This is a genomic window from Rhodococcus sp. Leaf225, assembly GCF_001426145.1.
Taxonomy (GTDB): Bacteria; Actinomycetota; Actinomycetes; order Mycobacteriales; family Mycobacteriaceae; genus Rhodococcoides.
This window is the reverse complement of sequence record NZ_LMRN01000009.1, coordinates 164,327-187,625: the sequence shown is the minus strand read 5'-3', so window position 1 is coordinate 187,625 and position 23,299 is coordinate 164,327. Positions and strand designations below refer to the sequence as shown.

Genomic DNA, 23,299 nt, shown 5'->3' with positions numbered 1-23,299 from the left:
ATGGCGACGACTCTGGTTCTGCTGCCGCTCATTCCCCTCGCCGGAGCCGTCGTGCTGCTGCTGGGTGGACGCCGGAGCGATGCGTGGGGCCACCTCCTCGCGTGCGCGGCGATGCTCGCGTCGTTCGCGCTGGCCGTCGTCGCCTTGGTCGACATGGCCGGGCGGGCAGCGGAGGACCGCGCGCTCTCGCAGACGGTCTTCACCTACGTTCCGGTCGAGTCGCTGCAGATCGAGTTCGGTCTCCGCCTCGACCAGCTGTCGGTGTGCTTCGTCCTGCTCATCACCGGCGTCGGAACCCTCATCCACGTGTACTCGATCGGGTACATGCGGGACGATCCCGCGCGCCGCCGATTCTTCGCGTACCTCAATCTCTTCGTGGCCGCGATGCTGCTGCTGGTCATGGCGGACAACTTCCTCGGCCTGTACGTCGGATGGGAGGGCGTGGGCCTCGCGTCGTACCTGTTGATCGGGTTCTGGTCCACCCGGCCGTCGGCGGCCTCGGCCGCACGCAAGGCGTTCGTCGTCAATCGTGTCGGCGACATCGGACTGGCCGTCGCGCTGATGATCATGATCTCGTCCGTCGGATCCGTCTCGTACGACGACGTGTTCGCCGGGGTCGACGGCATGGGCGATGGCACCGCGACCGCCCTCGGCCTCGTCCTCCTGCTCGCCGCGTGCGGCAAGTCGGCGCAGGTGCCGCTGCAATCGTGGCTGGGCGACGCGATGGAGGGCCCGACGCCCGTCTCGGCGCTCATCCACGCCGCGACGATGGTCACCGCCGGTGTGTACCTCATCGTCCGGTCCGGGCCCGTCTTCGAGGCGTCCCCGGCCGCCCAGAACGTCGTCGTGCTGGTCGGCGCCGTGACGCTGCTCTTCGGGGCCGTCATCGGCTGCGCGAAGGACGACATCAAGAAGGCTCTGGCAGCGTCGACGATGAGCCAGATCGGGTACATGGTGCTCGCGGCCGGTCTCGGCCCCGCCGGGTACGCGGTCGCGATCCTGCACCTGCTCACGCACGGATTCTTCAAGGCCGGCCTGTTCCTCGGCGCGGGGTCCGTGATGCACGCGACGAACGACGAGACGGACATGCGGCGGTACGGCGGACTGCGCACCGTCTTGCCGATCACCTACGTGACGTTCGGGCTGGCCTATCTCGCCATCATCGGTGTCCCACCGTTCTCGGGGTTCTTCTCGAAGGACGGCATCATCGAGGCCGCGATCGACGCCGGCGGTGCGAAGGGTGCGGCGCTCGGCGCGGCCACCTTGGTCGGCGCGGGACTGACAGCGTTCTACATGACGCGGGTCATGATCCTCACGTTCTTCGGCGAGCGGCGGTGGCGGAGCGGAGTCCACCCGCACGAGGCACCCGCGAGCATGACCGGCCCGATGATCGTGCTGGCCGTCGGATCCGTCGGTGCCGGTGCGCTTCTCGCGATCGGCGCCCGATTGGAGGGATGGCTCGCCCCGGTCGTCGGTGAACACGACCCCGCACACCTCGTACCCGCGTGGGCCGTCACCCTCGCGGTGCTGGTGACCGTCGCCTCGGGGGTGGGCGTGGCCGTGCGCATGTACGGCCGATCGGCGATCCCGGTGACCGCACCCACGGGGTCGGTCCTCACCGCGGCCGCCCGCCGAGATCTGTACGGGGACTCGGTGAACGAGGCCGTCTTCATGCGGCCGGGTCAGCGGGCGACCGCCGCGGTGGTCACCGCCGACCGCGTCGGCGTCGAGGGAGTGGTGAGTGCCGTTGCCACCGCGGTCCGGGAGTCCTCCACACGACTGCGCCGGTGGCAGAACGGGTTCGTCCGGTCGTACGCCCTCTCGATGTTCGCCGGGGCCGTCCTGGTGGTCGTCGCCCTGACCGTGGCACTGGGAGTGACGCGATGACCGACCTTCCCGTGCTGAGCGCGCTCTGGCTCCTCCCGCTGATCGGAGCGCTGGCAGTGATCGCCGTGCCGCCCACCCGGTCTCCGGCCGCCCGCGCGGTGGGACTCACGACATCGTGCGTCGTGCTGATCCTCGCCGTGCTGTGTGCGATCGGGTTCGAGGCGGGCGCGCCGGGATACCAGTTCGTGGAGGAGCGCGAGTGGATCCCCAGCTTCGGTGCGGGCTACACACTCGGGATCGACGGCATCGCACTGACTCTCGTACTGCTGACCGCGGTCCTGGTCCCGATCCTCCTGCTGGCCGGGTGGAACGACACCCCGCCCGCGTCGCGCTCACGCCGCACCCACACCTACGTCGCGTTGATCCTCGTCGTCGAGTCGATGGTCATGGTCTCGTTCGTCTCCCTCGACATCCTGCTCTTCTACCTCTTCTTCGAGGCCATGCTCGTGCCGATGTACTTCCTCATCGGCGGCTTCGGCCGTGATGCCGGACGAGCGCGTTCCGCCGCGGTGACCTTCCTGCTCTACAACCTCGCGGGCGGGCTCGTCATGCTGGCGGCCGTCATCGGCCTGTACGTCGTCACCGCCTCGGATGCGAGTCCCTTCTCGGCGGGCACGTTCGACCTGCGCGCCATCGCGGACGCCGCGGCGGCCGGCGAACTCGGCGCCTCGCCCGGCGTGCTGAACGCGCTGTTCCTGGGATTCCTCGTGGCCTTCGCCGTGAAGGCGCCGCTGTGGCCGCTGCACACCTGGTTGCCCGGCGCGGCGACCGAGAGCACCCCGGCGACCGCGGTGCTGATGATGGCCGTCGTCGACAAGGTGGGCACCTTCGGGATGCTGCGGTACTGCCTGCAGCTGTTCCCGGAGTCGTCGGCGACCTTCGCGCCGGCGGTGATCACGCTCGCCGTCGTCGGGATCGTCTACGGCGCGGTGCTGGCGATCGGCGCGACCGACATCATGCGCCTCATCGCGTACACCTCCATCTCGCACTTCGGGTTCATCATCCTCGGCATCTTCGCCATGACGAGCCAGTCGCAGGCGGGGTCCGCGCTGTACATGGTGAACCACGGAATCGCTACGGCCGCACTGTTCCTCGTCGCAGGGTTCCTCGTCACCCGGCGCGGGAGCGCGCTCATCGCCGACCACGGGGGTGTGCAGAAGGTGGCGCCCGTGCTCGCCGGCACGTTCCTCGTCGCCGGACTGGCCACTCTGTCGCTTCCCGGACTCGCCCCGTTCGTCAGCGAATTTCTGGTCCTCGTGGGAACGTTCCCGCGCTACGGCGTCGCGGCGGTGATCGCGGCATCGGCGCTGGTGCTCTCGGCGATCTACGTGCTGTGGCTGTATCAACGGGTGATGACCGGGCCCGTCGCCGCCGGCTCGGAACGGATCCGCGATCTCGTGCCGCGCGAGATCGCCGTCGTCGCTCCACTTCTCGTGATCGTCATCGCGCTGGGCGTGTACCCGAGACCCGCGCTGGACATCCTCACGCCGGCCGTCGAACGCACATCGGTCGAGCAACTCGAGACAGGAGTGGCCGCGCCATGACCATCGACACCCCGTCCCTCGAGTACAGCCTGCTGTCGCCCATGATCATCGTGCTGGCGGCCGCGGTGATCGGCGTCCTGGTCGAGGCGTTCGTTCCCGCCGATCGGCGCCGCGTCATCCATCTCGTGCTCGCCCTCGGCGCACTCGCGGCAGCGTTCGCCGCCGTCGTCGCGCTGGCCGGAACCAGCACCGTCGCCGCGGTGGGGTCGGTGGCCGTGGACGGGCCCACACTGTTCCTGCAGGGGGTCATCGTCGCGGTGTCCGCGGCGTCGGTCGTACTGATGGCGCATCGCTCGTCCGACCATCCCGAAGTGGCTGCGGTCGATGCCTTCACGCCCGCGGCGTCCACGGTGCCGGGCACGGTCGCCGAGGCCCGTGCCGTCACTGCCCGGGTCACCCGTACCGAGATCTACCCGCTCACCCTGTTCGCCGTCGGCGGCATGATGGTGTTGCCGGCCTCGAACGATCTGCTGAGCATGTTCGTCGCGCTGGAGGTGCTCTCGCTCCCGCTGTACCTGCTGTGCGGTCTCGCGCGTCGTCGGCGTCTGCTGTCCCAGGAGGCGTCGCTCAAGTACTTCCTCCTCGGAGCGTTCTCGTCGGCCTTCTTCCTGTTCGGCACGGCGCTGCTCTACGGCTACGCGGGCAGCGTCCGACTCGACGACATCGCCGACGTGGCCGACGGGGACCAGGTTCTCGGCGTGCTGGGGGTCGGTCTCGTGGCCGTCGGCCTGCTGTTCAAAGTCGGTGCGGTGCCGTTTCATTCGTGGATCCCCGACGTGTACCAGGGCGCACCCACGCCCGTGACCGCGTTCATGGCCTCGGCCACGAAGGTGGCGGCCTTCGGCGCGCTGCTGCGCATTCTCGTCGTGGGCGTGCCCGATCTCCAGGACGCGTGGCGGCCGATGCTGTGGGCCGTCGCCATCGTCACCATGCTCGTGGGAGCCGTGATCGCGGTGACGCAGACCGACGTCACGCGGATGCTGGCGTACTCGTCGATCGCCCACGCGGGCTTCATCCTCACGGGTGTCTCCTCGGGAGCTGCGGGCGTGTCCGCCACGCTGTTCTATCTCGCGGCCTACGCCTTCAGCACACTCGGCGCCTTCGCCGTGGTGTCCCTCGTGCGGGATCAGGGCGGCGAGGTCACCGAACTGTCCCGGTGGGCGGGCCTCGGACGATCGTCGCCCCTGACCGCAGCGGCCTTCGCGCTGTTCCTGCTCGCCTTCGCCGGCATCCCGCTGACGAGCGGCTTCACGAGCAAGTTCGCCGTCTTCCAGGCCGCACTCGAGGACGGCGGTGCCGTGCTGGTGATCGTCGGCGTCGTCAGCAGTGCCATCGCCGCGTCGTTCTACATCCGCGTCATCGTGGTGCTGTTCTTCACCGAACCGGAGGGACCCTCGGCGACGATCACCCACGGAACGGGCGCGACCGTGGCCGTCGCCGTCTCGGCCGTCGCCACCGTGGTGCTCGGGGTCTTCCCGCAACCGCTGCTCGACCTCGCCGAGCGGGCTGCAGCCGCGATGGTCTGACCCCCTTCCCCCCCGCCCGCTCCCGGCGAGTACGTCCGAAGCGTCGTGAATCGGCGTGGAATCGCGACAGTGTGGACGTACTCGCGGGGGCGGCAGGGAGGGTCAGCGGTCGCCGGGAGTCAGCGAGGGTGCCGTCAGCTCAGAGCAGCGACGAGCCGATCCGCCAATGCCTTGGTCGATGCCGGGTTCTGGCCGGTGTAGACGGTGCGATCGACGATGACGTGGGGCGACCAGGCATCCGCCGCCGAGAAGCTCGCTCCACCCTCACGCAGACGGGTCTCGAGCAGCCAGGGCGCCTTGTCGGCCAGTCCGGCCTGCTCCTCCTCCTGGTTGGTGAAGCCCGTGAGCTGGTAGCCGGAGAAGGGCCAGCTGCCGTCGTCGCGCTTCGCCGACAGCAGCGCGGCGGGTGCGTGGCACACGGCCGACACGATCTTGCCCGAGTCGAGGAACTCGGTGACCAGGGCGCCGAAGTCGTCCGACACCGCGAGGTCCTCCATCGGACCGTGGCCACCGGGGACGAAGACCGCGTCGAAGGACGACGCTGTCTGGTCCTCGAGGCGCGCGGGTGACGCGAGCACGTCCTTCACCGACTCCAGGTACGACTTCAGATCGGCGACCTTCGCCTCGTCGCCGCCGTTCGCCTCGACGGCCAGCGATCCCTCGTCGACGGTCGGGGTCACACCACCGGGCGTCGCGACGACGATGTCCCAGCCGGCCTCGGTGAAGGTCCGGTGCGACTCGACGAGCTCCTCCGCCCAGTACCCGGTGGGGTGCGCGGTTCCGTCCTTCAGCGTCCAGTGATCCGATCCGGTGACCACGTACAGAAGCTTCGTCATGCGGTGATGTCCGTTCGTCGAGGGGTACTTGCTGTCATGGTGTACCCGTCCGCGCCGTACTGACCCGGGAACGGATGAAGCTCACCGGTCGTTGGGGGAGTAAAGCCCGTCACACCACACTCTGCGAGGTACACCATGAGCGGTAAAGGACAGTTCGGTTTCGATCCCGAGGACTTCGAGCGCGTCGCTCGCGAAGCGGGCGAGGGCCTGCGGGACATGCTGGGCCAGGCCATGAAGATGGCCGATCAGTCGGGCGGAGGCGCTCCGTGGGTCGGCATGTTCACGCCCGCCGCTACCAAGTCCACCCCGGAGCCGGAGACCACGGGTCAGAAGGGCGACGGGGTGTGGGCCGTCTACTCCGTCGACTCCGACGGGTCGGCGAGCGTCGATCAGGTCTTCGCGACCGAACTCGATGCTCTGCGTGCCCACCGGGACAACGTGGATCCGAATCGCAAGGTCCGCTTCCTTCCCTACGGTGTCTCGGTCGGGATCCTGTCGGCCGGTTCGGAGCTCTCCACCGAGGAGTGATCTCCTCCTGCTCGCACCGCGCACTTCCGGGCCGTGAACTTCTGGGCCGTGAACTTCTGGGGCATCACGCCGAGGAAGAAGTGCACCAGCGGCCCGATCGAAAGCGCGTACAGCACCGTCCCCACACCGGCCGTGCCGCCGAGGAGCCATCCGGTTCCCAGCACCGCCAGTTCGATGGCCGTGCGCACCAGGCGCACGGACAGTCCGGTCCGCGCGACGAGTCCTGTCATCAGGCCGTCGCGCGGACCCGCGCCCAGGCCGGCCGAGATGTAGGCCGCCGTGGCGAGACCGTTGAGGACGATCCCTCCGGTGAGCAGCGCTGCGCGTGACGGGATCGAGGCGACTTCGGGTAGCCAGTCCAGCGCGAGGTCGACGCTCACCGCGATGATGACGATGTTCGCGACGGTTCCGATGCCCGGCCGCTGACGCAACGGGATCCACAGCAGCAGCACCATCACGCCGGTCACCGCCGTGATCGCCCCGAAACTGATCGGGAGCCGTGCGGCCAGCCCCTGGTGGAACACGTCCCACGGGTTGAGCCCGAGACCACCGGTGATCATCATGGCCATCGACGTGCCGTAGAGCGTGAGGCCACCCACGAGCAGGGTGGTCCGGAGTGCGAGGTCGCGGGCGTTCATGTCTCGAGTCTGTCCGCCCGTCCGCTGCTCGAGTCCAGTCCACCGACCGGCAGTGGACTGAATATCGGTCCCCGTACCGGAACCGGAGACGTGGGCGAGCGCGGCGCCTCAGCGCGAGTGAGCAGTCTGTCGCATCGGTCGCCACGTGCGGTTGCGGTAGTAGATACTGCACTCGATAACAACGAAGCCGTTGGGGACGACTGAGATGTCACAGGGGGTTCCCGTCCATGCGAAGGACGACCTTGCCTGCGACACCCGAGCCGGACACGCGCAGTCCGGCCGCGCGCGCCGCGACCGACATCGCCCTCCTGACCGCCGCCGTCCTTATCGCGGCGATCATCGGAATCCATTCGCGGCCACCGGGACTTCTCGCCTCGGTGTGGGTGGCCAACGCGGTGGCGCTGAGCGTCTTCGTACGCTGGCCCCGCACCTTCACCGCGCCGGCGGCCGTCGCAGCGCTGCTCGCCCTCGTCACCGCGGACCTCGTCTCGGGTACCGACGTCTACGCTGCGCTCGCGTTCAATGTCGCGAACATCGTCGGGGTCCTCGGAGGCACGCTGGTGATCCGGCGGCGGCACCCCGAGCCGATGACCCTCGCGGGATCCGCGGACTTCGCCAGAATGTGCCTCGGCATCGTCGCCGCCGCCCTCCTGTCGACGACCGTCGCCACCCTCTCGAGCGGCCGGCTGGGACCGCACGCACCCGCCGTCGAGGCTCTGAGCTGGTTCGGATCCGAGCTCACGAGCTACCTGCTGATCGTCCCCGTCCTACTGTCCTTCCGCGCGTCGACGCCGCGCCGCCGCACCGGCCCCGCCTCGCTCCGGCGCCTGATCACGGGTGAGACGGCACCGATCGCGCTGACCGTCCTGCTGATGCTGGCCGGTCTCATCGTCCAGGGCCCGTTGCTGCTCGCGCTGCCGCTGCCCGCGCTCCTCTGGTGCGCCACCCGCATCCCCATCTTCGGCACCGCGCTGCTCACCGCACTGTGGTCCGCGTGGACGCTGCTCTTCCTCGGACGCGGGGAACTCCAGACCGGTGGGCTGCTGGGCGCGGACGGCCAGGACGGCGCCTCCGCGGTGCTGTCCGTCGCGTTGGTCGCACTCGGACCGCTGCTGGTCGCCGCCGTGTCGCTGGACCGGATGGCCGTGCAGAACAAGCTCCGCGAGGCCCTCGAGTACGACAGTCTCACCGGCGTCCTCTCCCGCGCCGCCTTCCTGCGACGGAGCCAGCAGCGCCTCGACACCCTGATCACCGACTCGCGGCCGGTCGCGCTGCTCATGCTCGACCTCGACCACTTCAAGTCCATCAACGACACGCTCGGCCACGCCGTGGGCGACATCGCGTTGGTCCGCAGCGCCGCCTGCATCCTCGGTGCCCTACCGGACGACGCGATCGCCGGGCGCATGGGCGGTGAGGAGTTCGCGATCCTCCTCCCGCACGCGGATCAGGAGGACGCCGCCTCCATCGCCGACTCGATCCGCCGCGATCACGAACGGCTGCACGTCCTCTCGTCGCGCACGGCGACGGTGAGCATCGGGTTGGCCTGGACGAGCTACGCCCCGCAGTCCGTCTCGCCGCTGCTCGTGTCCGCGGATCATGCGCTGTACGACGCGAAGCGACGCGGCCGGAACACGGTGGTCGCGGTCAGCCTCGACTGACCGACGTCAGGCGGCGACCTGCCATGGTTGCTCGCGGCGCCCCACCGCCCACACGACCACGAGGATCACCGCGAACAACGCGGCCACGAGCACCAGTGTCGCCACCACACCCGAATGCAACACCACCACGGTGCCCAGGATCGCACCGAGGAACATGGCGACGACGGAGGAGAGCCGACGCAGTACAGCCGCCCCGTCCCGTTTCCGGAGATCGGACCCGATGCCGGTGAGGGCCATTGTCAGCACGGTGGTGGTCATGTCCGGGACGGCGAGATGCCGCACCGCCGCATTCTGCAGCCCCAGGCCCAGCGCGAGCAGCACGACGATGACGTATCCGCGGCCGGGACCGTCCACCATGAGAATCGCAGCGATCAGCGACGTGAGCGCGAGGACGAACTCGACCCCGAGTGCGTTGCGCAGCAGATGATCTCGTCGACCACCGGCTCGCGTGATCAGTGTTCCACCGACCATCGCGCCCACCAGGAATCCGACCAGGGCGAGCACCGAGCCCCACAACGAGAAACCGGGCGCCCCGCCCAGTGCGAAACCGATGAACACGACGTTGCCCGTCATGTTGGCCACGAACACTCGACCGAGAGCCAGCAGGCTGAGCGCGTCGATCGCACCGGTGACGACCGTGACGGCCAGCAGGATCATCGGTAGCGGCCCGTGGCGGGGATGCGCGACGTAGTCCGAGAAGCCATGTGTGGTCACGGCCACGCATTCTGCCCCAGCAGCGCGGATACAGTCGGGTGATGACCACCTCGAGCAGGACCCTGACCGCGGCGGACGGCACGCTGAACGTCCACACCGGGGTGACCGGTCGAGCGTCGAAGATGGGGCACCGGCTGACCATCGCGTTCCGCGACTGGAGCGTCACCGTCGACGAGTCGGACGGCGCTCCGATGGCCGTCACGGTTCGGGTGCGCGTCGACTCCATGGAGGTCGTCAGTGGCGAGGGCGGCGTCACACCGATGTTCGGCCCCGAGAAGATGCTCGCGCGGTCCAACGCCCTCGGCACGCTGGACGCGTCGGACCATCCCGAGATCCGCTACGACGCGACCACCGTCGAGTCGACGAAGGACGGCTACCGTCTCGACGGCACGCTGACGATCCACGGCGTGACACGCGAGCACACCGTCGACCTTTCGGTCTCCACCTCCGACGGGACCACGCACGTCGCCTTCGACGCGGTGGTGACGCAGACGGACTTCGGCGTGAAGCCCTACTCCCAGCTGCTCGGATCGATGAAGGTCGTCGACGACGTCGACGTGTCCTTCTCCGCCTCGATCTCGTAGCCCTGCCCCGATCTCCCAGCCGGCCTCGATCTCCTGGCCGGCCTCGGCGGACTAGCCGCGCGCCATGTCGACGAAGCGCGACAGGTGCAGCTGGTGCGCCACAGTGATGGTGGCCGTGGGTCCGTTGCGGTGCTTGCCGAGGATCAGGTCGGCTTCGCCGCCGCGGGGATCGTCGCGCTCGGTCGCATCCGGACGGTAGAGCAGGATGACCATGTCGGCGTCCTGCTCGAGCGAGCCGGACTCACGAAGGTCCGAGACCATCGGCTTCTTGTCCGTGCGCTGCTCGGGACCACGGTTGAGCTGACAGATGGCGACCACCGGAACCATGAGCTCCTTGGCCAACAGCTTCAGCGATCGCGAGAAGTCCGAGACCTCCTGCTGACGCGACTCCACCTTCTTGCCGGACGACATCAGCTGCAGGTAGTCGATGACGATGAGCTTGAGATCGTGTCGCTGCTTGAGTCGCCGCGCCTTGGCGCGGATCTCCATCATGGTGAGGTTGGGGGAGTCGTCGACGAAGAGTGGTGCCTCGCTGATCTCGCTCATCCTGCGGGCGAGGCGGGTCCAGTCGTCGTCCGTCATCTTTCCCGAGCGCATGTCGCCGAGCTTGATCTTGGCCTCGGCGGAGAGGAGACGCATGACGATCTCGGTGCGGCTCATCTCGAGCGAGAACATGACGCTGGCCATGCCGTGCTTGATGGAGCACGAGCGCATGAAATCCATTCCGAGAGTTGATTTCCCGACACCAGGCCTCGCCGCGACGATGATCATCTGGCCCGGGTGCAGACCGTTGGTCACCTCGTCGAGCTCGGTGAAGCCGGTGGGGACACCGTTCGACATGCCGCCGCGGCTGGCGATGGAGTCGATCTCGTCCATCGTGGGCTGCAGCAGCTCTTCGAGTTGGACGAAGTCCTCCGCGGTACGACGCTCGGTGACCTCGTACACCTCGGCCTGAGCCCGGTCGACGACTTCGGACACGTCCTGACCGTCCGCGCCCGCGTAGCCGAACTGGACGATGCGCGTACCGGCCTCGACGAGGCGACGCAGGATCGCCTTCTCGACGACGATCTCGGCGTAGAACGACGCGTTGGCCGCCGTGGGGACCGTCTGCGTCAGCGTGACGAGGTAGGGCGGGCCGCCGATGCGCTTGAGCTCGCCGCGCCGTTCGAGCTCCGCGGAGACGGTGACCGGGTCGGCGGGGTCGCCGCGGCCGTACAGATCGAGGATGGCGTCGTAGACCATCTGGTGGGCCGGGCGGTAGAAGTCGCCGGGACGCAGAACCTCCAGGACGTCCGCGATGGCGTCCTTGCTGAGCAGCATGCCGCCCAGAACGGACTGCTCGGCAGCCATGTCCTGAGGGGGCTGACGACCGAAGTCCTCACCGGGCGCCTCGGACGGCCCCTGGTAGTCGTTCGTTCCCCGATCGTCCACGACTGCCACAGAAGTTCGCCGCCCTCTCGCTCGACCGAAGCTCGCCCCCGGAGATCTCGTCCGTCCTCGGCCGTGTCGGCCGAGTCCGTGCTCACCACGTTGTACCCCCGGCCTCCGACACGGTCCGAACACGTGACTGCACGCGCGTGCGCGAGCGGCTGTCCGGCGGTCGACGAGGCCCGTCGATGGTGTGCCGGAGGGACGTTAGGTGCTCGGTCCGCCAGCACCAAACGGGCCTGTTGAGCAATCTGTGGACGGGGTGTGGACAACGCAGGCGAGTCGTGTTGACCACCTGTGCAGAACCTGTGCAGCAACAAGATCACACAGCCCATCAGTGCACGTCAGAGCGATTTCTCAATTTTTCTCTCTGTGGATGAATCCGCACTCGGCGTGTCCTGCCGACTTGACATGTCGGGCGTGTCAGGTCTCCGTGGCTGGAGTTATCAACATGACCTGGGTCACATGTCGGTATCCGCCGGTGAAACCGCCGAGTAATTCTGATCCGGTCCGGATAACAGCCGCCGGACACGCGACGGGGCGCCGCGATGCAGTGCATCGCGGCGCCCCGTGGAGCCCTGGTCAGTTCTGCGCAAGCTCCTGATCGAGCTCGGTGACCGAGGCCGCGTCGACGAGCACGACCCGCGCCGTGGGAATGTCGAAGAAGAGTCCGACCACCTTGAGCCTCCCCTCGGCGACCGCCTTGCCCACCACGGCGTGACGCGACAGGGTCTGCAGTTGTACTGCCACGTTCACCATGGCGAGCTGGTCGATCTTCGAGAACCCCAGCTCCGCGGCATCCCGCGCGACGGGGTGGCCACTCCGGAACGCACTGAGGCTCGCCCGGCCGTGCGAGAGCCACTCACCCACCACCCCGTCGGCGTCGTGGGCGTCCGCGAGCAGCCCCCGCATGGCTCCACAGCCGGAGTGGCCGCAGACCACGACTGAACTGATGGCGAGCGTGTTCACGCCGTACTCCAGAGCGGCCTCGAGCGACGTGTCCGGATCACCGACCGGGATCAGATTGCCCATGTTGCGGACGGTGAAGAGGTCTCCGGGTCCGGCGCTGGTGATCGTGTTCGGCAGCACGCGCGAGTCGACACAACTCAGGAAGAACGTGTCCGGGTCCTGGAACTCGCTCAGCTTCTCGAGGTGCGGGCGCATGGACGACGCGCTGCGACGGTGGTATTCCTCGACACCGGCCAGGACCGGCCGGAGCGCCGCCGGGGTGACGGCATCGGCGGTGAACGGCCCGGAGTGGCTGTCGACGGTCTGCCACTGCGACCACGGCATGAACGTGCGCGCGGACAGCATGTGGGGCATGCGTCTCGGTGGCCCGGCCGTGGCCGACGCCATGTCCACGGCGCCGACCTCGTCGACGACGACGGTGCCGCCCGTCGCCTCGTACTGCTTCGTCCACTCGTGCAGCGCGTCGTACACCGCGTGGTCGAGGAAGTCGACGGTCAGCTCGATCGTCACGGATCGGCCGGCAGGAACGGACTGCAGAACCCGCGTGAGGCGAGGAAGCGACAGGAAGCTGAGCGATCCCTCCACCACGACGCGCCAGGAGTCCTCGGTGAGCTGCTCGGCACGCACCCGTGCCCACAGCACGCGGCGCAACACCAGCAGGACGGAGATGGCGAGCCCGATCAGCACACCCTCGAGCAGATTGAGGGTGACGACACCGACGACCGTCGCCGCGTACACCACCACGTCGCCGGTCCTCGTCGCCGAGCGGATGTCCGCGAGCTTGACCAGCTGCACACCGATCATGACGAGCAGACCTGCCAGTGCGGCGTAGGGGACCAGCTCGACCACACCGATGAACAGGACCGAGAAGATGAGAACCCAGACACCGTGCAGCACAGCCGAAGCGGGGGATCGGGCGCCGGATCGGACGTTGGTGGCGCTGCGCACGATGACGCCGGTGACGGGCAGTCCGCCGGCGACACCGGACACCATGTTGGCGGCGCCCTGACCCATGAGTTCGCGATCGAAGTTGGTGCGTCTGCCCGAGTGCATCTTGTCGATGGCGACGGCGGAGAGCAGACTCTCGACGCTCGCGATCAACGCGATGGTCAGCACACCGGTCGCGAACGCTGCCCACTGCCCGTCCGGGAATGCCGGCAACTCCACGGCCTCGATCAGGTTGCCGGGCAGATCGATTCGTTCGACGTTCATCGAGAAGGCCAGTGAGAGACCGGTTCCCGCGACCACGGCCACCAGCGGGCCGGGGACCTTACCGAGTGGGCCGGTGATGCGCGGCCACAGCAGCATCAGCGCAACGACCACGCCGCCGATGGCGACCGGCGCCGCCTCGGCGTTCAGGATCGACGAAGGCAGAGACGTGATGTTGGCGACGGCGGAACTCCGGCTCTCCCCACCGAGCAGCACATGGATCTGCTGCAGCGCGATGGTGATACCGATACCGGCCAGCATCGCGTGCACCACCACCGGCGAGATGGCGAGCGCCTGGCGGGCGATACGGCTCAGACCCAGCACCACCTGCAGCACACCGGCGAACACCGTGATGAGACACGTGATGCGCCAACCGAACTGGTTCACCAACTCGGCCACCACCACGGTCAGGCCGGCGGCCGGCCCGCTCACCTGCAGCGGGGACCCACCCAGCGCACCGGCGAGGATGCCGCCGATGACGGCCGCGATGAGGCCCGCCATGACGGGAGCGCCGGAGGCCACCGCGATTCCGATGGAGAGCGGTACCGCCACCAGGAACACCACCAGAGACGCGGGCACGTCGTACCGGGCGACGCTCGCCAGCCGGTCGCGCGGTGTGGGGCTCGGGGCGGGTACGGGTGGTTCGGCGGGGGACGAGCGATCGAGTTGTGCAGTCACGGTGAAGCCTCCAGGCGGACACGGATGGTGTGGGTCTGTGCGGTTTCGTCGGTGCAGAACGCCCGGTCTCTCCTCGGGGCGCATCGTTGGTCAAGACATCTCGAAGAGTACGTAAAGGTTTCGGCGCACCCTCGGCGTCGGACGGTGCTCGGGCCGCGTCTGCTCCGAGGTTTGGGGACGGTGCCAGTGGACCCACCCGGAAACACTCACCGCGTACAGAATCACCACCTCGCCCACGCCGGAGGACGGCCGAGACAGGCAGGAAAAGAACGAACGAAAACGCAGAATGCCCCGGCCGAGAATCGGCCGGGGCATTCGGTACTGCGTGTCGGTGATGCTTACGAGGCGGTGACCTCGAGGTCGAACGACGCCGTCACATCGGGGTGCAGCGCCACGGTGATGCGGTGCGTTCCGGTGGACTTCACGTGCGACTTCGGCAGTTCGATGCTGCGCTTGTCGAGCACCGGGCCACCGGCGCTCTTGACGGCAGCGGCGACGTCGGCTGCGGTGACCGCACCGAAGAGCTTGCCCGAGCCGCCGGTTCGCACCGACAGCGTCACGGACGTCAGGCCCTCGATGGCCTGCTTGAGCTCGTTGGCATGGTCCAGCCCGCGCACGGCGCGAGCTTCCTGGGCACGACGGATGCCCTCGACCTGCTTCTGTGCTCCGCGGGTGGCCGCAATGGCCAGTCCACGGGGCAGCAGGAAGTTACGTCCGTAGCCGTCCTTGACCTCGACGGTGTCTCCGGGTGCGCCGAGGTTGTCGACATCAGCGGTGAGGATGAGCTTCATGGTTACCTTTCCCCTTATCGCGCAGTCGCGGCGTAGGGCAGCAGTGCTACCTCACGCGAGTTCTTGACTGCGATGGCGATGTCCCGCTGGTGCTGGACGCAGTTGCCGGTGACACGACGAGCGCGGATCTTGCCGCGGTCGCTGACGTACTTACGCAGCAACGTCGTGTCCTTGTAGTCGATGGACGTGTTCTTTTCCTTGCAGAAGGCACAGACCTTCTTCTTGATCACCTTGTCGCGCAACGGCGGTTTAGGCATGGACAATCTCCGAATCTTGATTCACTGCATGTGTGGTGCGTACCGGATCAGAACGGCGGTTCGTCGTCGCCGCCGCCACGGGAGCCACCGAACGATCCCGATGCCTGCGGGGCACTGCCCCACGGATCGTCACCGCCCGAGCTGCCACCGGACGAACGGCTCGACGAGCCACCCGATCCACCGGAGGAACCACCGAACCCGCCGCCGCTGTTGCCGCCGCCTCCGCCGCTGCCACGACTGACCTTGTTGACCTTGGCCGTCGCGTACCGCAGGGAGGGACCGACCTCGTCGACCTCGAGTTCGACGACAGTGCGCTTCTCGCCTTCACGCGTCTCGTAGGAACGCTGCCGCAACCGACCCGTCACGACGACTCGCGCACCGCGGGTGAGCGACTCCGCGACGTTCTCCGCAGCCTCGCGCCAGATGTTGCAGCGCATGAAGAGTGCGTCGCCGTCCTTCCATTCGTTGGACTGACGATCGAACGTGCGGGGCGTGGACGCGACGGTGAAGTTCGCGACCGCTGCACCTGCGGGGGTGAATCGGAGTTCGGGATCGGCCGTCAGGTTCCCGACGACGGTGATGACGGTTTCGCCTGCCATGATTCCTCTTTCTCGTGCCTTGTCAGCGCATGATCTTCTCGGTTGCCGTCAGCCTAGGGCGAGACGGTGACACGAGGGATCACTTGCCGCGGCGCAGAACCTTGGTGCGCAGCACCGATTCGTTCAGGCCGAGCTGGCGATCGAGCTCCGACACCGTGGCGGGCTCCGCGTTGATGTCGATCACCGCGTAGATGCCTTCGGCGTGCTTCTCGATCTCGTAGGCGAGACGGCGCTTTCCCCACACGTCGACCTTGTCGACCTTGCCGCCGTCCTTGCGGATGACGTTCAGGAACGTATCCAGCGACGGGGCGACCGTGCGCTCGTCGAGATTGGGGTCGAGGATGACCATCAGTTCGTAATGACGCATAAGACCTCATCACCTCCTATGGACTGTGAAACGGTCACGGACGATCCGTGACAGGAGGGTCGTTGCGTCAGCAACCGGTCCAGGGTACCTGGACCGCGGCTCACCACGAAATCGGCGGATCGACGGTGCGGACAGCACGGCGCGAGGTCCGGGGCACCTACTCTTGTCCTCATGACCACCGGCCGCGCGACGATCTCCGGCCGCGCCGGGGTCGCCACGGCGGCCGCCGTCACCGCGATCTCGGTGATCACGATGGTGCTCGGCTACGTCAACAAGGCGCGGTGCGCGGGAGCACCCTTCGACGAGACCGGACGCAGTCTGGCGTTCGACCGCATCAAGGACTCGTCCGTCTGCTACTCCGACATCCAGTTCCTGTGGCTCGACCGCGGCATCGATCAGCACCTGTTCCCCTACCTGACCGGGGGAATCTCCGCCGACGGCACACTCACCGGCGGAACCGTCGAGTACCCGGTGCTCAGCGGACTCCTCATGTGGGTCGGCGGTCTGGCGAGCCACACCGACGCCCAGTTCCTCCTCTACTCGGCGCTCCTGCTCGCACCGTTCGGCGCGGTGACCGCCTGGATGCTCGGACGCCTCGGCGGCCGCGTCGCGCTGCTCTGGTCGGCCGGCCCCGCGCTGGTTCTCTACGCGTTCCACAACTGGGAACTCCCCGTGGTGGCGACGACCGTCGGCGCCGTGTATGTGATGTCCACCCGCATGCCGCTCCGACGTCGGGCGTATCTTGCGTCGGCACTCCTGGCGGTGGGCTTCTGCCTCAAGCTCTATCCGGGCGCCTTCGTTCTCCCGCTCGCGTCGTACGTCCTGGCCGGGGGCGTGGGCGGGGTGGAGTCCCCCGTGTCCGCACGCCGGTCGCCGCGCCGACTCGACGTGCGCGGGGCGGCCGGAGTGATCGCCGTCGCCGCTGCCGTGGTGGCCGCCGTCAACCTGCCCTTCGCGATCCTCGGCTACGACGGATGGCGGGCGTCGTTCGCCTTCCAGGGCATGCGGCAGGCCGACATCACGACCAACTCGATCTGGTACTGGGGACTGCGGATCCTCTACGACGTGCCGTCGGCGACGCCGGACATGAGCGCCGCCAACGACCAGGCGTACCAGAGCCTGGTCTCGGTGCTCTCGCCGTTGCTGGTGCTGGTGTCGTTCGCCGCCGCGCTGTGGTTCGGCTGGCGTCGACGTCTCGCGGAGGGCACCTACCCCTGGGTGCAGACCAGCGCGGTGATGCTCGTGGCGTTCCTTCTGTTCCACAAGGTGCACTCACCGCAGTACACGCTGTGGCTCGTCCCGTTCTTCGTCCTGTTGCACGTTCCCTGGCACGTGGTGACGGCTTACCTGATCACCGACGTCGTACTCGGTGTCGGCGTCTTCCGGTACTTCGCCGCGTTGTCGAGTGGCAGCGACGCGACCACCGAGGAGAACGTCGTGGTGTTCGGGGTGTGGGTGCGCGCCGTGCTGCTGGTCGTTCTCGTCGTCCTGTTCGCACGGTCCCGTCGCCGCACTCTCGACGCCCGTCCCACCCGGTCCCCGCGCCGCCGGACCGACGCCGAAGCGGAGGTACCCGTGTGAGCACGCCGTTCGATCCCGTCCCCCTGCTCGGCGAGCACGTGCACCTCGAGCCACTGACGCCCGATCACGCGGGCGAGCTCGCGGCGGCCGCGGACGACCCCGCGATCTTCCGCTGGACCGGATCCGTCGTGTCCGACGACACGACCGCCCGCGCGTACATCGACACCGCCCTCGCGGACACGGCGCGGCGGGCGTTCCTGCAGCGGGACGCGCGTACCGGCGTCGCGGTCGGCACGACGTCCTACTATCAGATCGACGCCTCGAATCGGAGCGTCGCCATCGGATACACCTGGCTCTCGCGCTCGGCCCAGGGAACCAGGATCAACCCCGAGTCGAAGTTCCTTCTGCTCGAGCACGCCTTCGGCTCCGCCGGCGTGGTGCGGGTGGAGTGGCACACCGACGCACTGAACGAGCAGTCCCGTGCGGCGATCGGCAAGCTCGGCGCACACTTCGAGGGATTGCTGCGCAAGCATCGTCGCCGCGTCGACGGAACGTGGCGCACCACGGCGCTGTTCTCGATGACCGACGACGAATGGCCGGCGGCCCGGGACGTTCTGCGCAGCCGCATCGACAGCTGAGCCGTCCGTCGACCTGCGCCTTTTACAGAATGTGTGCACTCGTCCGGCAGAGTTCGTGACGAGTCATTCTCCGGGAAACGATGACAAAACCGACTGTTCGGTGAGAGACTGCTGAAGAAACCGGCAGTTCGACCGAAACCAGGGACACGAGAAACAAGGGCACACCAGTGACGACCACGACATGGCGCCGTCCGGATCAGGACGGCTCGGCCACCGTTCGCACGCATGGCCACACCGACAGCACCACCTACCAGCGCCCCAACCTCACGGTTCGTGAGATCGAGGTGCTCATCAGCTGGTTCCGCTGCGATTCCAAGCCGGCCGTCGCGGCCAGCATGTTCCTCTCGCTCGGAACGGTGAACACCCACCTGACGCGGATCCGTCAGAAGTACGCGGCCGTCGGCCGGCCCGCACCGACCAAGGCATCCCTGGTCGCGCGGGCCCTGCAGGACGGCCTGATCGACATCGACGAACTCTGAGGTCCGCCCGTCATTCCTGGATGTGCACCTTGGCGTCGTCGGCATGCCCCTCGGCCGCGAGGCGCCGGTTACGGCGCACGCTGGACAGGAACGACAGTCCGATGAGGACCACACCGACGAGTCCGGTGATGATCTCGTTGATGTGCACGCCGATCGAGACCAGCAGGATGATCGACAGTGCGCCGATGGCCCAGTGGGCGCCGTGCTCGAGGTACACGTAGTCGTCGAGCGTGCCCTTGCGCACCAGATAGACCGTGAGCGACCGCACGAACATCGCACCGATGAAGCCGAGGCCCAGGGCGATGATGATGGGGTCGGCGGTGATGGCGAACGCGCCGATGACGCCGTCGAAGCTGAAGGACGCGTCGAGGACCTCGAGGTAGAGGAACAGGAAGAAGCCGGCCTTGCCGGTGGCCTTCGCGAGGTCCGACGGCCCGCCGGAGGCCTCCTCCTCGTCTTCACCGGGGACGTGGAACAGATTGCCGAGGCCGTTCACCGCGATGTAGGTGACCATGCCCAGCACGCCGGACACCATGACCGTGGAGATCTTGTCGTCCTCCGCCATGAACTCGGCCGCGAGAACCAGCAGGATGCCGGCGACGATCACGGACATCATGTCGAGCTTGCCGGCCTTGGCCAGCGGCTTCTCGATCCACGAGAGCCAGGTGTGCTCGCGCTCCTCGAAGATGAAGCCGAGGAACAGCATGAGCAGGAACATGCCACCGAACGCGGCGATCTGCGGATGCGCGTCGGTGATCAGCGTCTCGTACGACGGGCTGCCGTCGGGGAAGTAGGCGGCGTCGTCCGCGGGCGGGTTGAGCGCGAGACGGAGCGCCGCCACGGGGCCCAGGCCGGACGCGGCCCAGACGATGACCAGCGGGAAGACCAGCCGCATACCGAAGACGGCGATGATGATGCCGATGGTGAGGAAGATCTTCTGCCAGAACTCGCTCATCCGGCGCAGGACCGTCGCGTTGATGACCGCGTTGTCGAAGGACAGCGACACCTCGAGGATGCCGAGGATCACGACGAGAGCGACGGCCTGCCAGCTCCCGTAGATGAAGGCCACCACGATGGCGAGCGCGGTGATCGCGAACGACCATCCGAAGATGCGTAGAACCACGGGTGGTGGCCTTTCTCTGGTGTCGATCCCTGCGGGCTCCGGCGACGGGGCGTCGTTGCCCCCACATGCAACGGAGAGTGTCGCAGCGCCGTCCGACGAGGACGACGCGCAACACTCTCCGGTACTCGGACCGAATGCCCCGTCGAGCGGGACATTACTCCTTCACAGGGGTCAGACGTTCACTCCGAAGTCGCGGGCGATGCCGGCCAGACCGGAGGCGTAGCCCTGTCCCACGGCGCGGAACTTCCACTCCGCACCGTTGCGGTAGAGCTCGCCGAACACCATGGCGGTCTCCGTCGAGGCGTCCTCGCTGAGGTCGTAGCGGGCGAGTTCGGTGCCGTTGGACTTGTCGACGACGCGGATGTAGGCGTTGCGGACCTGGCCGAACGACTGCGAGCGTGCGTCGGCCTCGTAGATGGACACCGGGAAGTTGATGGTGTCGATGTTCGGCGGCACGGCGGAGAGCTCGACGTTGATGACCTCGTCGTCGCCGTCGCCCTCACCGGTGGTGTTGTCACCGGTGTGTTCGATCGACCCGTCGGGGCTCTTCAGGTTGTTGAAGAACACGAAGTGCTGGTCGCTGACCACCTTCTTGTCCGTACCGAGCGCGATGGCGCTGGCATCGAGGTCGAAGTCGGTGCCGGTGGTCGTGCGGATGTCCCATCCGAGACCCACCGAGACGGCCGTGAGGTTCGGTGCGGCTTTCGTGAGGGAGACATTGCCACCCTTGGTCAGGCTGACGCCCATGGCTCGAGTCCTTTCGGTTGCGTGCTACCGGTCGCGTGCTGGAAAGTGCTGTCCACTCGCGTTCATACCCCCAACGTGTGGCATCGCACCAGCGTTCCCGCGAGCCGGTGCGACTCGAGATCGCCGGCGCGTCCGAGAACGGCGCCGCCAGTACCATCGGGCGGGTGACACACCGCTGGCCCGGGCGCCTGAGCCGCGGCCGGGCGCGCACCGAGGCGGTCGCCGCCATCCGGGCCGACACGGTCCGGACCTTCCTCGACATGGACAAGCGTCAGTCGATCGCATCCGCGGGGGTCGACGCGCTGGAACGACTGGGCAGGTCGGACGACAGTCTGCGAGCGCGCTGGCGGCCGGTGGAGGAGCAGTGCTTCGCAGCGGGTGCCTCGTATCTGGCGGCCACGGAGCGCCCCGAGTCCGACGCGAGCGAGGAGGCGTACGACGCCTTCGCCACCGCCATCGCCCACCTCTCCGCCGCCAGCGCCGCGGTCGACCAGTTCTACGAGGCGCACCGGGCACGGCTCGAGCACGCGACGCTCGAGTACGCCGCGGTCCCGCGCCTGGCGAACGACGCACGCACCGCGGCGACCTCGGTACTGGCAACCGTCACCGGATCGGAACCGCACCACTCCTATCGCTCCGTGCGTGACGCCGTCGCCGCGGTACACCGTGCACTGGACGGTCTCGCGGCGGCGGAATCCGGGGGCAGCGGCACCGCGGTCACCGGCCGCGCAGCGCAGGTGCGCTCCGCCGCGGACGATCTCCGCCAGGCACTCGCCGAGGCACCCGGCCGCGCCGGATCGGCGTCCACCGCCCTGGCATCGGTCCGCACTCGGCTCCAGGCGGTCGGCACCAAGGCCGAGTACATCGCGCCCGCCTACTCCGCCCTGCTGCGCGAGTTCGTGGCCGCCAGCTCGGACGATCTCTCCCGAGCTCGGGAGAACTGCGAGACCCACATGGTCGAGGCGGCCCGCGACATCGACGACGCGGCGACCGCACGCGACCGAGGCGACCCGGAGGAGGCACTCGACCGGATCACCGCCGCACGGCAGCATCTGGCCGACGCGGAGGCGGACATCGAGGCCGTCACCGGACGCCTGGCACGCCTGCGCGAGGTGCGGGACGACCCCGGGGCCGTGGATCGGCGCGTCCGGTTCCGGCTGCGCGACGCGCAGCTGCTGGCCGTCGACCGGGGACTGGTTGCCGAATGGGGCTCGGTGTTGGATGCTCAGCTCGCACGGATCGAGAGGGCCGCCGCGGCACTCGGAACGGGCCGGCCCGACTACTGGGCGTACCTGCGCGAACTCGATTCCGTCGAGGACTTCATCTCCGGTGTGGTCGACCGCATCCGCGGCCGACAGAGTCGGACCTGATACGAAAGGGGTTGCAGTGCAGCACTTCTCTCACCTGGAACCCGCCACACTCGAGTACCTGTTCCACCGCCCGCCCGTCGCCGTGACCGCGGAGAGCGACCTCACGACGCGGGCGCTCGCCCTGGGCGCCACGCTCTACGTCCCGGCCACCAGGGCAAACCTGGTGGAGACGGTACGCAAGCGCGCGGCCGAGGGCTCCCGGTCCGTCGTGCTCGATCTCGAGGACGCCGTTGCCGACGCCGACCTCGAAGCGGCGCGCGGACACGTGGTCGCCGCGCTGGACGCACTCGCCGTCGATCCGCCCGAGGCCGCCGTCTTCGTCCGCGTCCGCACGGCGGAGGACATGCACCACGTCTGCGACCGTCTCACCACCGGCATCGACGTCCTGCACGGCTTCGTTCTTCCCAAGTTCCGGCCGGAGAGCGGCGAGAAGTTTCTCGAGGAGGTGGCCGCTCGGTCGGCCGCAGCGGGCAGACACCTGGTGGTCATGCCCGTGATGGAGTCCCGCGAGATGGTCTACCGGGAGACCCGTGACGACGAGTTGGCCGGTGCACGTGACGTGCTCGACCGATACCGCGACAGCGTCCTGGCGGTGCGAGTCGGTGCCACCGACATGAGCGGCGCCTTCGGGATCCGACGCGACCGCGACCTGACGATCTACGACGTGCGGGTGGTCGCGGACACCATCGGCGCCATCGTCAATCACCTCGGGCGCAGTGACGGAACGGGTTTCGTCGTCACCGGCCCGGTCTGGGAGTACTTCGCCGACCACGAGCGGCTGTTCCGCCCGATGCTGCGAGCCACGCCCTTCGCCGAGCACGACGCCGTCCGCTTCCGCCAGCAGCTGGTCAGCCGCGACATCGACGGTCTGCTCCGTGAGGTCGCGCTCGACCGTGCCAACGGGCTGCACGGCAAGACCGTCATCCACCCGTCCCACGTCGCCGCCGTGCACTCGCTGTCGGTGGTCACCCACGAGGAGTATCAGGATGCACAGGCCATCGCGTCGTCCTCCGGCGGAGGCGGCGTCCTCGCCTCCGGCTACGGCAACAAGATGAACGAACTCGGCCCGCACCGGCCGTGGGCCGAGCAGACGCTGCGCCGGGCCGCCGTCTTCGGCGTCACCGCCGAGGGTGTGTCGTTCGTCGACGTGATGCAGGCACTGGCCAGGCGTCCCGCGTCCACGACCGGCACTGCACGATGAGCCGCGC

The 23,299-nt window shown here is 68.2% G+C and carries 22 protein-coding genes; 11 read left to right on the top strand and 11 right to left on the bottom strand.

Annotation, left to right across the window (positions count from 1 at the left end; genetic code table 11):
- Genes nuoL through nuoN form a run of 3 tightly spaced genes read left to right on the top strand, consistent with a single transcriptional unit; the run spans position 1 to position 4,957 of the window.
- Positions 1 to 1,887: an NADH-quinone oxidoreductase subunit L gene (nuoL, locus tag ASG69_RS05225; protein WP_056440970.1), complete on the top strand. Its 1,887-nt coding sequence runs from the start codon at positions 1 to 3 to the stop codon at positions 1,885 to 1,887.
- On the top strand, positions 1,884 to 3,431 hold the full coding sequence (locus ASG69_RS05220; RefSeq protein WP_056440967.1) for an NADH-quinone oxidoreductase subunit M: 1,548 nt from the start codon (positions 1,884 to 1,886) through the stop codon (positions 3,429 to 3,431). Before nuoL ends, ASG69_RS05220 begins: the two co-directional genes overlap by 4 nt.
- Entirely contained in the window at positions 3,428 to 4,957 is a 1,530-nt protein-coding gene (gene nuoN, locus ASG69_RS05215) for an NADH-quinone oxidoreductase subunit NuoN (RefSeq protein ID WP_056440964.1), read from the top strand. The genes ASG69_RS05220 and nuoN overlap by 4 nt, the downstream gene beginning before the upstream one ends.
- 134 nt (positions 4,958 to 5,091) lie before the next feature.
- Here nuoN and ASG69_RS05210 read toward each other — a convergent pair whose 3' ends face one another.
- Entirely contained in the window at positions 5,092 to 5,793 is a 702-nt protein-coding gene (locus tag ASG69_RS05210) for a type 1 glutamine amidotransferase domain-containing protein (RefSeq protein ID WP_056440961.1), read from the bottom strand.
- 135 nt (positions 5,794 to 5,928) lie between these two features.
- Between ASG69_RS05210 and ASG69_RS05205 the strand changes: the two genes are divergently transcribed.
- Positions 5,929 to 6,321 (top strand): hypothetical protein, encoded by a 393-nt coding sequence (locus tag ASG69_RS05205; RefSeq protein ID WP_027506026.1) that lies wholly within the window; start codon positions 5,929 to 5,931, stop codon positions 6,319 to 6,321.
- On the opposite strand, the gene yczE is transcribed toward ASG69_RS05205, so the two are convergent.
- A complete protein-coding gene (gene yczE, locus ASG69_RS05200) occupies positions 6,264 to 6,959 on the bottom strand; it encodes a membrane protein YczE (RefSeq protein ID WP_082544270.1) in 696 nt (231 codons plus the stop codon). The two genes, ASG69_RS05205 and yczE, sit on opposite strands and share 58 nt — an antisense overlap.
- Before the next feature lie 242 nt (positions 6,960 to 7,201).
- On the opposite strand from yczE, the gene ASG69_RS05195 reads away from it, so the two are divergent.
- Entirely contained in the window at positions 7,202 to 8,617 is a 1,416-nt protein-coding gene (locus ASG69_RS05195; RefSeq protein WP_162246738.1) for a GGDEF domain-containing protein, read from the top strand.
- 6 nt (positions 8,618 to 8,623) lie between these two features.
- Here the strand turns inward: ASG69_RS05195 and ASG69_RS05190 are convergent, their stop codons facing one another.
- Positions 8,624 to 9,331 carry a YoaK family protein gene (locus ASG69_RS05190; protein ID WP_200933783.1) on the bottom strand — a complete coding sequence of 236 codons (708 nt, stop codon included), beginning with the start codon at positions 9,329 to 9,331 and terminating at the stop codon, positions 8,624 to 8,626.
- A gap of 41 nt (positions 9,332 to 9,372) precedes the next feature.
- Here ASG69_RS05190 and ASG69_RS05185 point away from each other — a divergent pair, with 41 nt between their 5' ends.
- Positions 9,373 to 9,915: a YceI family protein gene (locus ASG69_RS05185; protein ID WP_056440951.1), complete on the top strand. Its 543-nt coding sequence runs from the start codon at positions 9,373 to 9,375 to the stop codon at positions 9,913 to 9,915.
- 51 nt (positions 9,916 to 9,966) lie between these two features.
- Here ASG69_RS05185 and dnaB read toward each other — a convergent pair whose 3' ends face one another.
- The 6 genes from dnaB to rpsF all read right to left on the bottom strand — a co-directional run bounded on the left by dnaB (position 9,967) and on the right by rpsF (position 16,213).
- The gene (dnaB, locus tag ASG69_RS05180; RefSeq protein ID WP_056440948.1) at positions 9,967 to 11,355 is read right to left on the bottom strand and encodes a replicative DNA helicase; all 1,389 of its coding nucleotides are present in this window, start codon (positions 11,353 to 11,355) and stop codon (positions 9,967 to 9,969) included.
- A gap of 570 nt (positions 11,356 to 11,925) precedes the next feature.
- Positions 11,926 to 14,199 carry a SulP family inorganic anion transporter gene (locus tag ASG69_RS05175; protein ID WP_056440945.1) on the bottom strand — a complete coding sequence of 758 codons (2,274 nt, stop codon included), beginning with the start codon at positions 14,197 to 14,199 and terminating at the stop codon, positions 11,926 to 11,928.
- 338 nt (positions 14,200 to 14,537) lie between these two features.
- Positions 14,538 to 14,990: a 50S ribosomal protein L9 gene (gene rplI / locus ASG69_RS05170; protein ID WP_027506022.1), complete on the bottom strand. Its 453-nt coding sequence runs from the start codon at positions 14,988 to 14,990 to the stop codon at positions 14,538 to 14,540.
- A gap of 14 nt (positions 14,991 to 15,004) precedes the next feature.
- Positions 15,005 to 15,247, bottom strand: a complete 243-nt coding sequence (gene rpsR / locus ASG69_RS05165; protein WP_027506021.1) for a 30S ribosomal protein S18 — start codon at positions 15,245 to 15,247, stop codon at positions 15,005 to 15,007.
- Between the two features lie 47 nt (positions 15,248 to 15,294).
- Positions 15,295 to 15,846: a single-stranded DNA-binding protein gene (locus ASG69_RS05160; protein ID WP_027506020.1), complete on the bottom strand. Its 552-nt coding sequence runs from the start codon at positions 15,844 to 15,846 to the stop codon at positions 15,295 to 15,297.
- Positions 15,847 to 15,925: 79 nt separating this feature from the next.
- A complete protein-coding gene (gene rpsF / locus ASG69_RS05155) occupies positions 15,926 to 16,213 on the bottom strand; it encodes a 30S ribosomal protein S6 (protein ID WP_027506019.1) in 288 nt (95 codons plus the stop codon).
- A 171-nt stretch (positions 16,214 to 16,384) separates the two neighbouring features.
- On the opposite strand from rpsF, the gene ASG69_RS05150 reads away from it, so the two are divergent.
- From ASG69_RS05150 to ASG69_RS05140, 3 genes are all read left to right on the top strand, one after another.
- Positions 16,385 to 17,794 carry a glycosyltransferase 87 family protein gene (locus ASG69_RS05150; protein WP_056440943.1) on the top strand — a complete coding sequence of 470 codons (1,410 nt, stop codon included), beginning with the start codon at positions 16,385 to 16,387 and terminating at the stop codon, positions 17,792 to 17,794.
- Positions 17,791 to 18,372: a GNAT family N-acetyltransferase gene (locus ASG69_RS05145; protein ID WP_056440941.1), complete on the top strand. Its 582-nt coding sequence runs from the start codon at positions 17,791 to 17,793 to the stop codon at positions 18,370 to 18,372. The genes ASG69_RS05150 and ASG69_RS05145 overlap by 4 nt, the downstream gene beginning before the upstream one ends.
- A 167-nt stretch (positions 18,373 to 18,539) precedes the next feature.
- Positions 18,540 to 18,851, top strand: coding sequence for a helix-turn-helix transcriptional regulator (locus ASG69_RS05140; RefSeq protein ID WP_081821310.1), 312 nt, complete (start codon positions 18,540 to 18,542; stop codon positions 18,849 to 18,851).
- A 10-nt stretch (positions 18,852 to 18,861) separates the two neighbouring features.
- On the opposite strand, the gene ASG69_RS05135 is transcribed toward ASG69_RS05140, so the two are convergent.
- The gene (locus ASG69_RS05135; RefSeq protein ID WP_056440938.1) at positions 18,862 to 19,974 is read right to left on the bottom strand and encodes a DUF475 domain-containing protein; all 1,113 of its coding nucleotides are present in this window, start codon (positions 19,972 to 19,974) and stop codon (positions 18,862 to 18,864) included.
- 171 nt (positions 19,975 to 20,145) lie between these two features.
- A complete protein-coding gene (locus ASG69_RS05130; RefSeq protein ID WP_027506015.1) occupies positions 20,146 to 20,721 on the bottom strand; it encodes a TerD family protein in 576 nt (191 codons plus the stop codon).
- Positions 20,722 to 20,798: 77 nt separating this feature from the next.
- On the opposite strand from ASG69_RS05130, the gene ASG69_RS05125 reads away from it, so the two are divergent.
- Entirely contained in the window at positions 20,799 to 22,091 is a 1,293-nt protein-coding gene (locus ASG69_RS05125) for a hypothetical protein (protein ID WP_056440935.1), read from the top strand.
- Between the two features lie 16 nt (positions 22,092 to 22,107).
- Positions 22,108 to 23,292, top strand: coding sequence for an HpcH/HpaI aldolase/citrate lyase family protein (locus ASG69_RS05120; RefSeq protein ID WP_056440932.1), 1,185 nt, complete (start codon positions 22,108 to 22,110; stop codon positions 23,290 to 23,292).
- Positions 23,293 to 23,299: the final 7 nt, after the last annotated feature.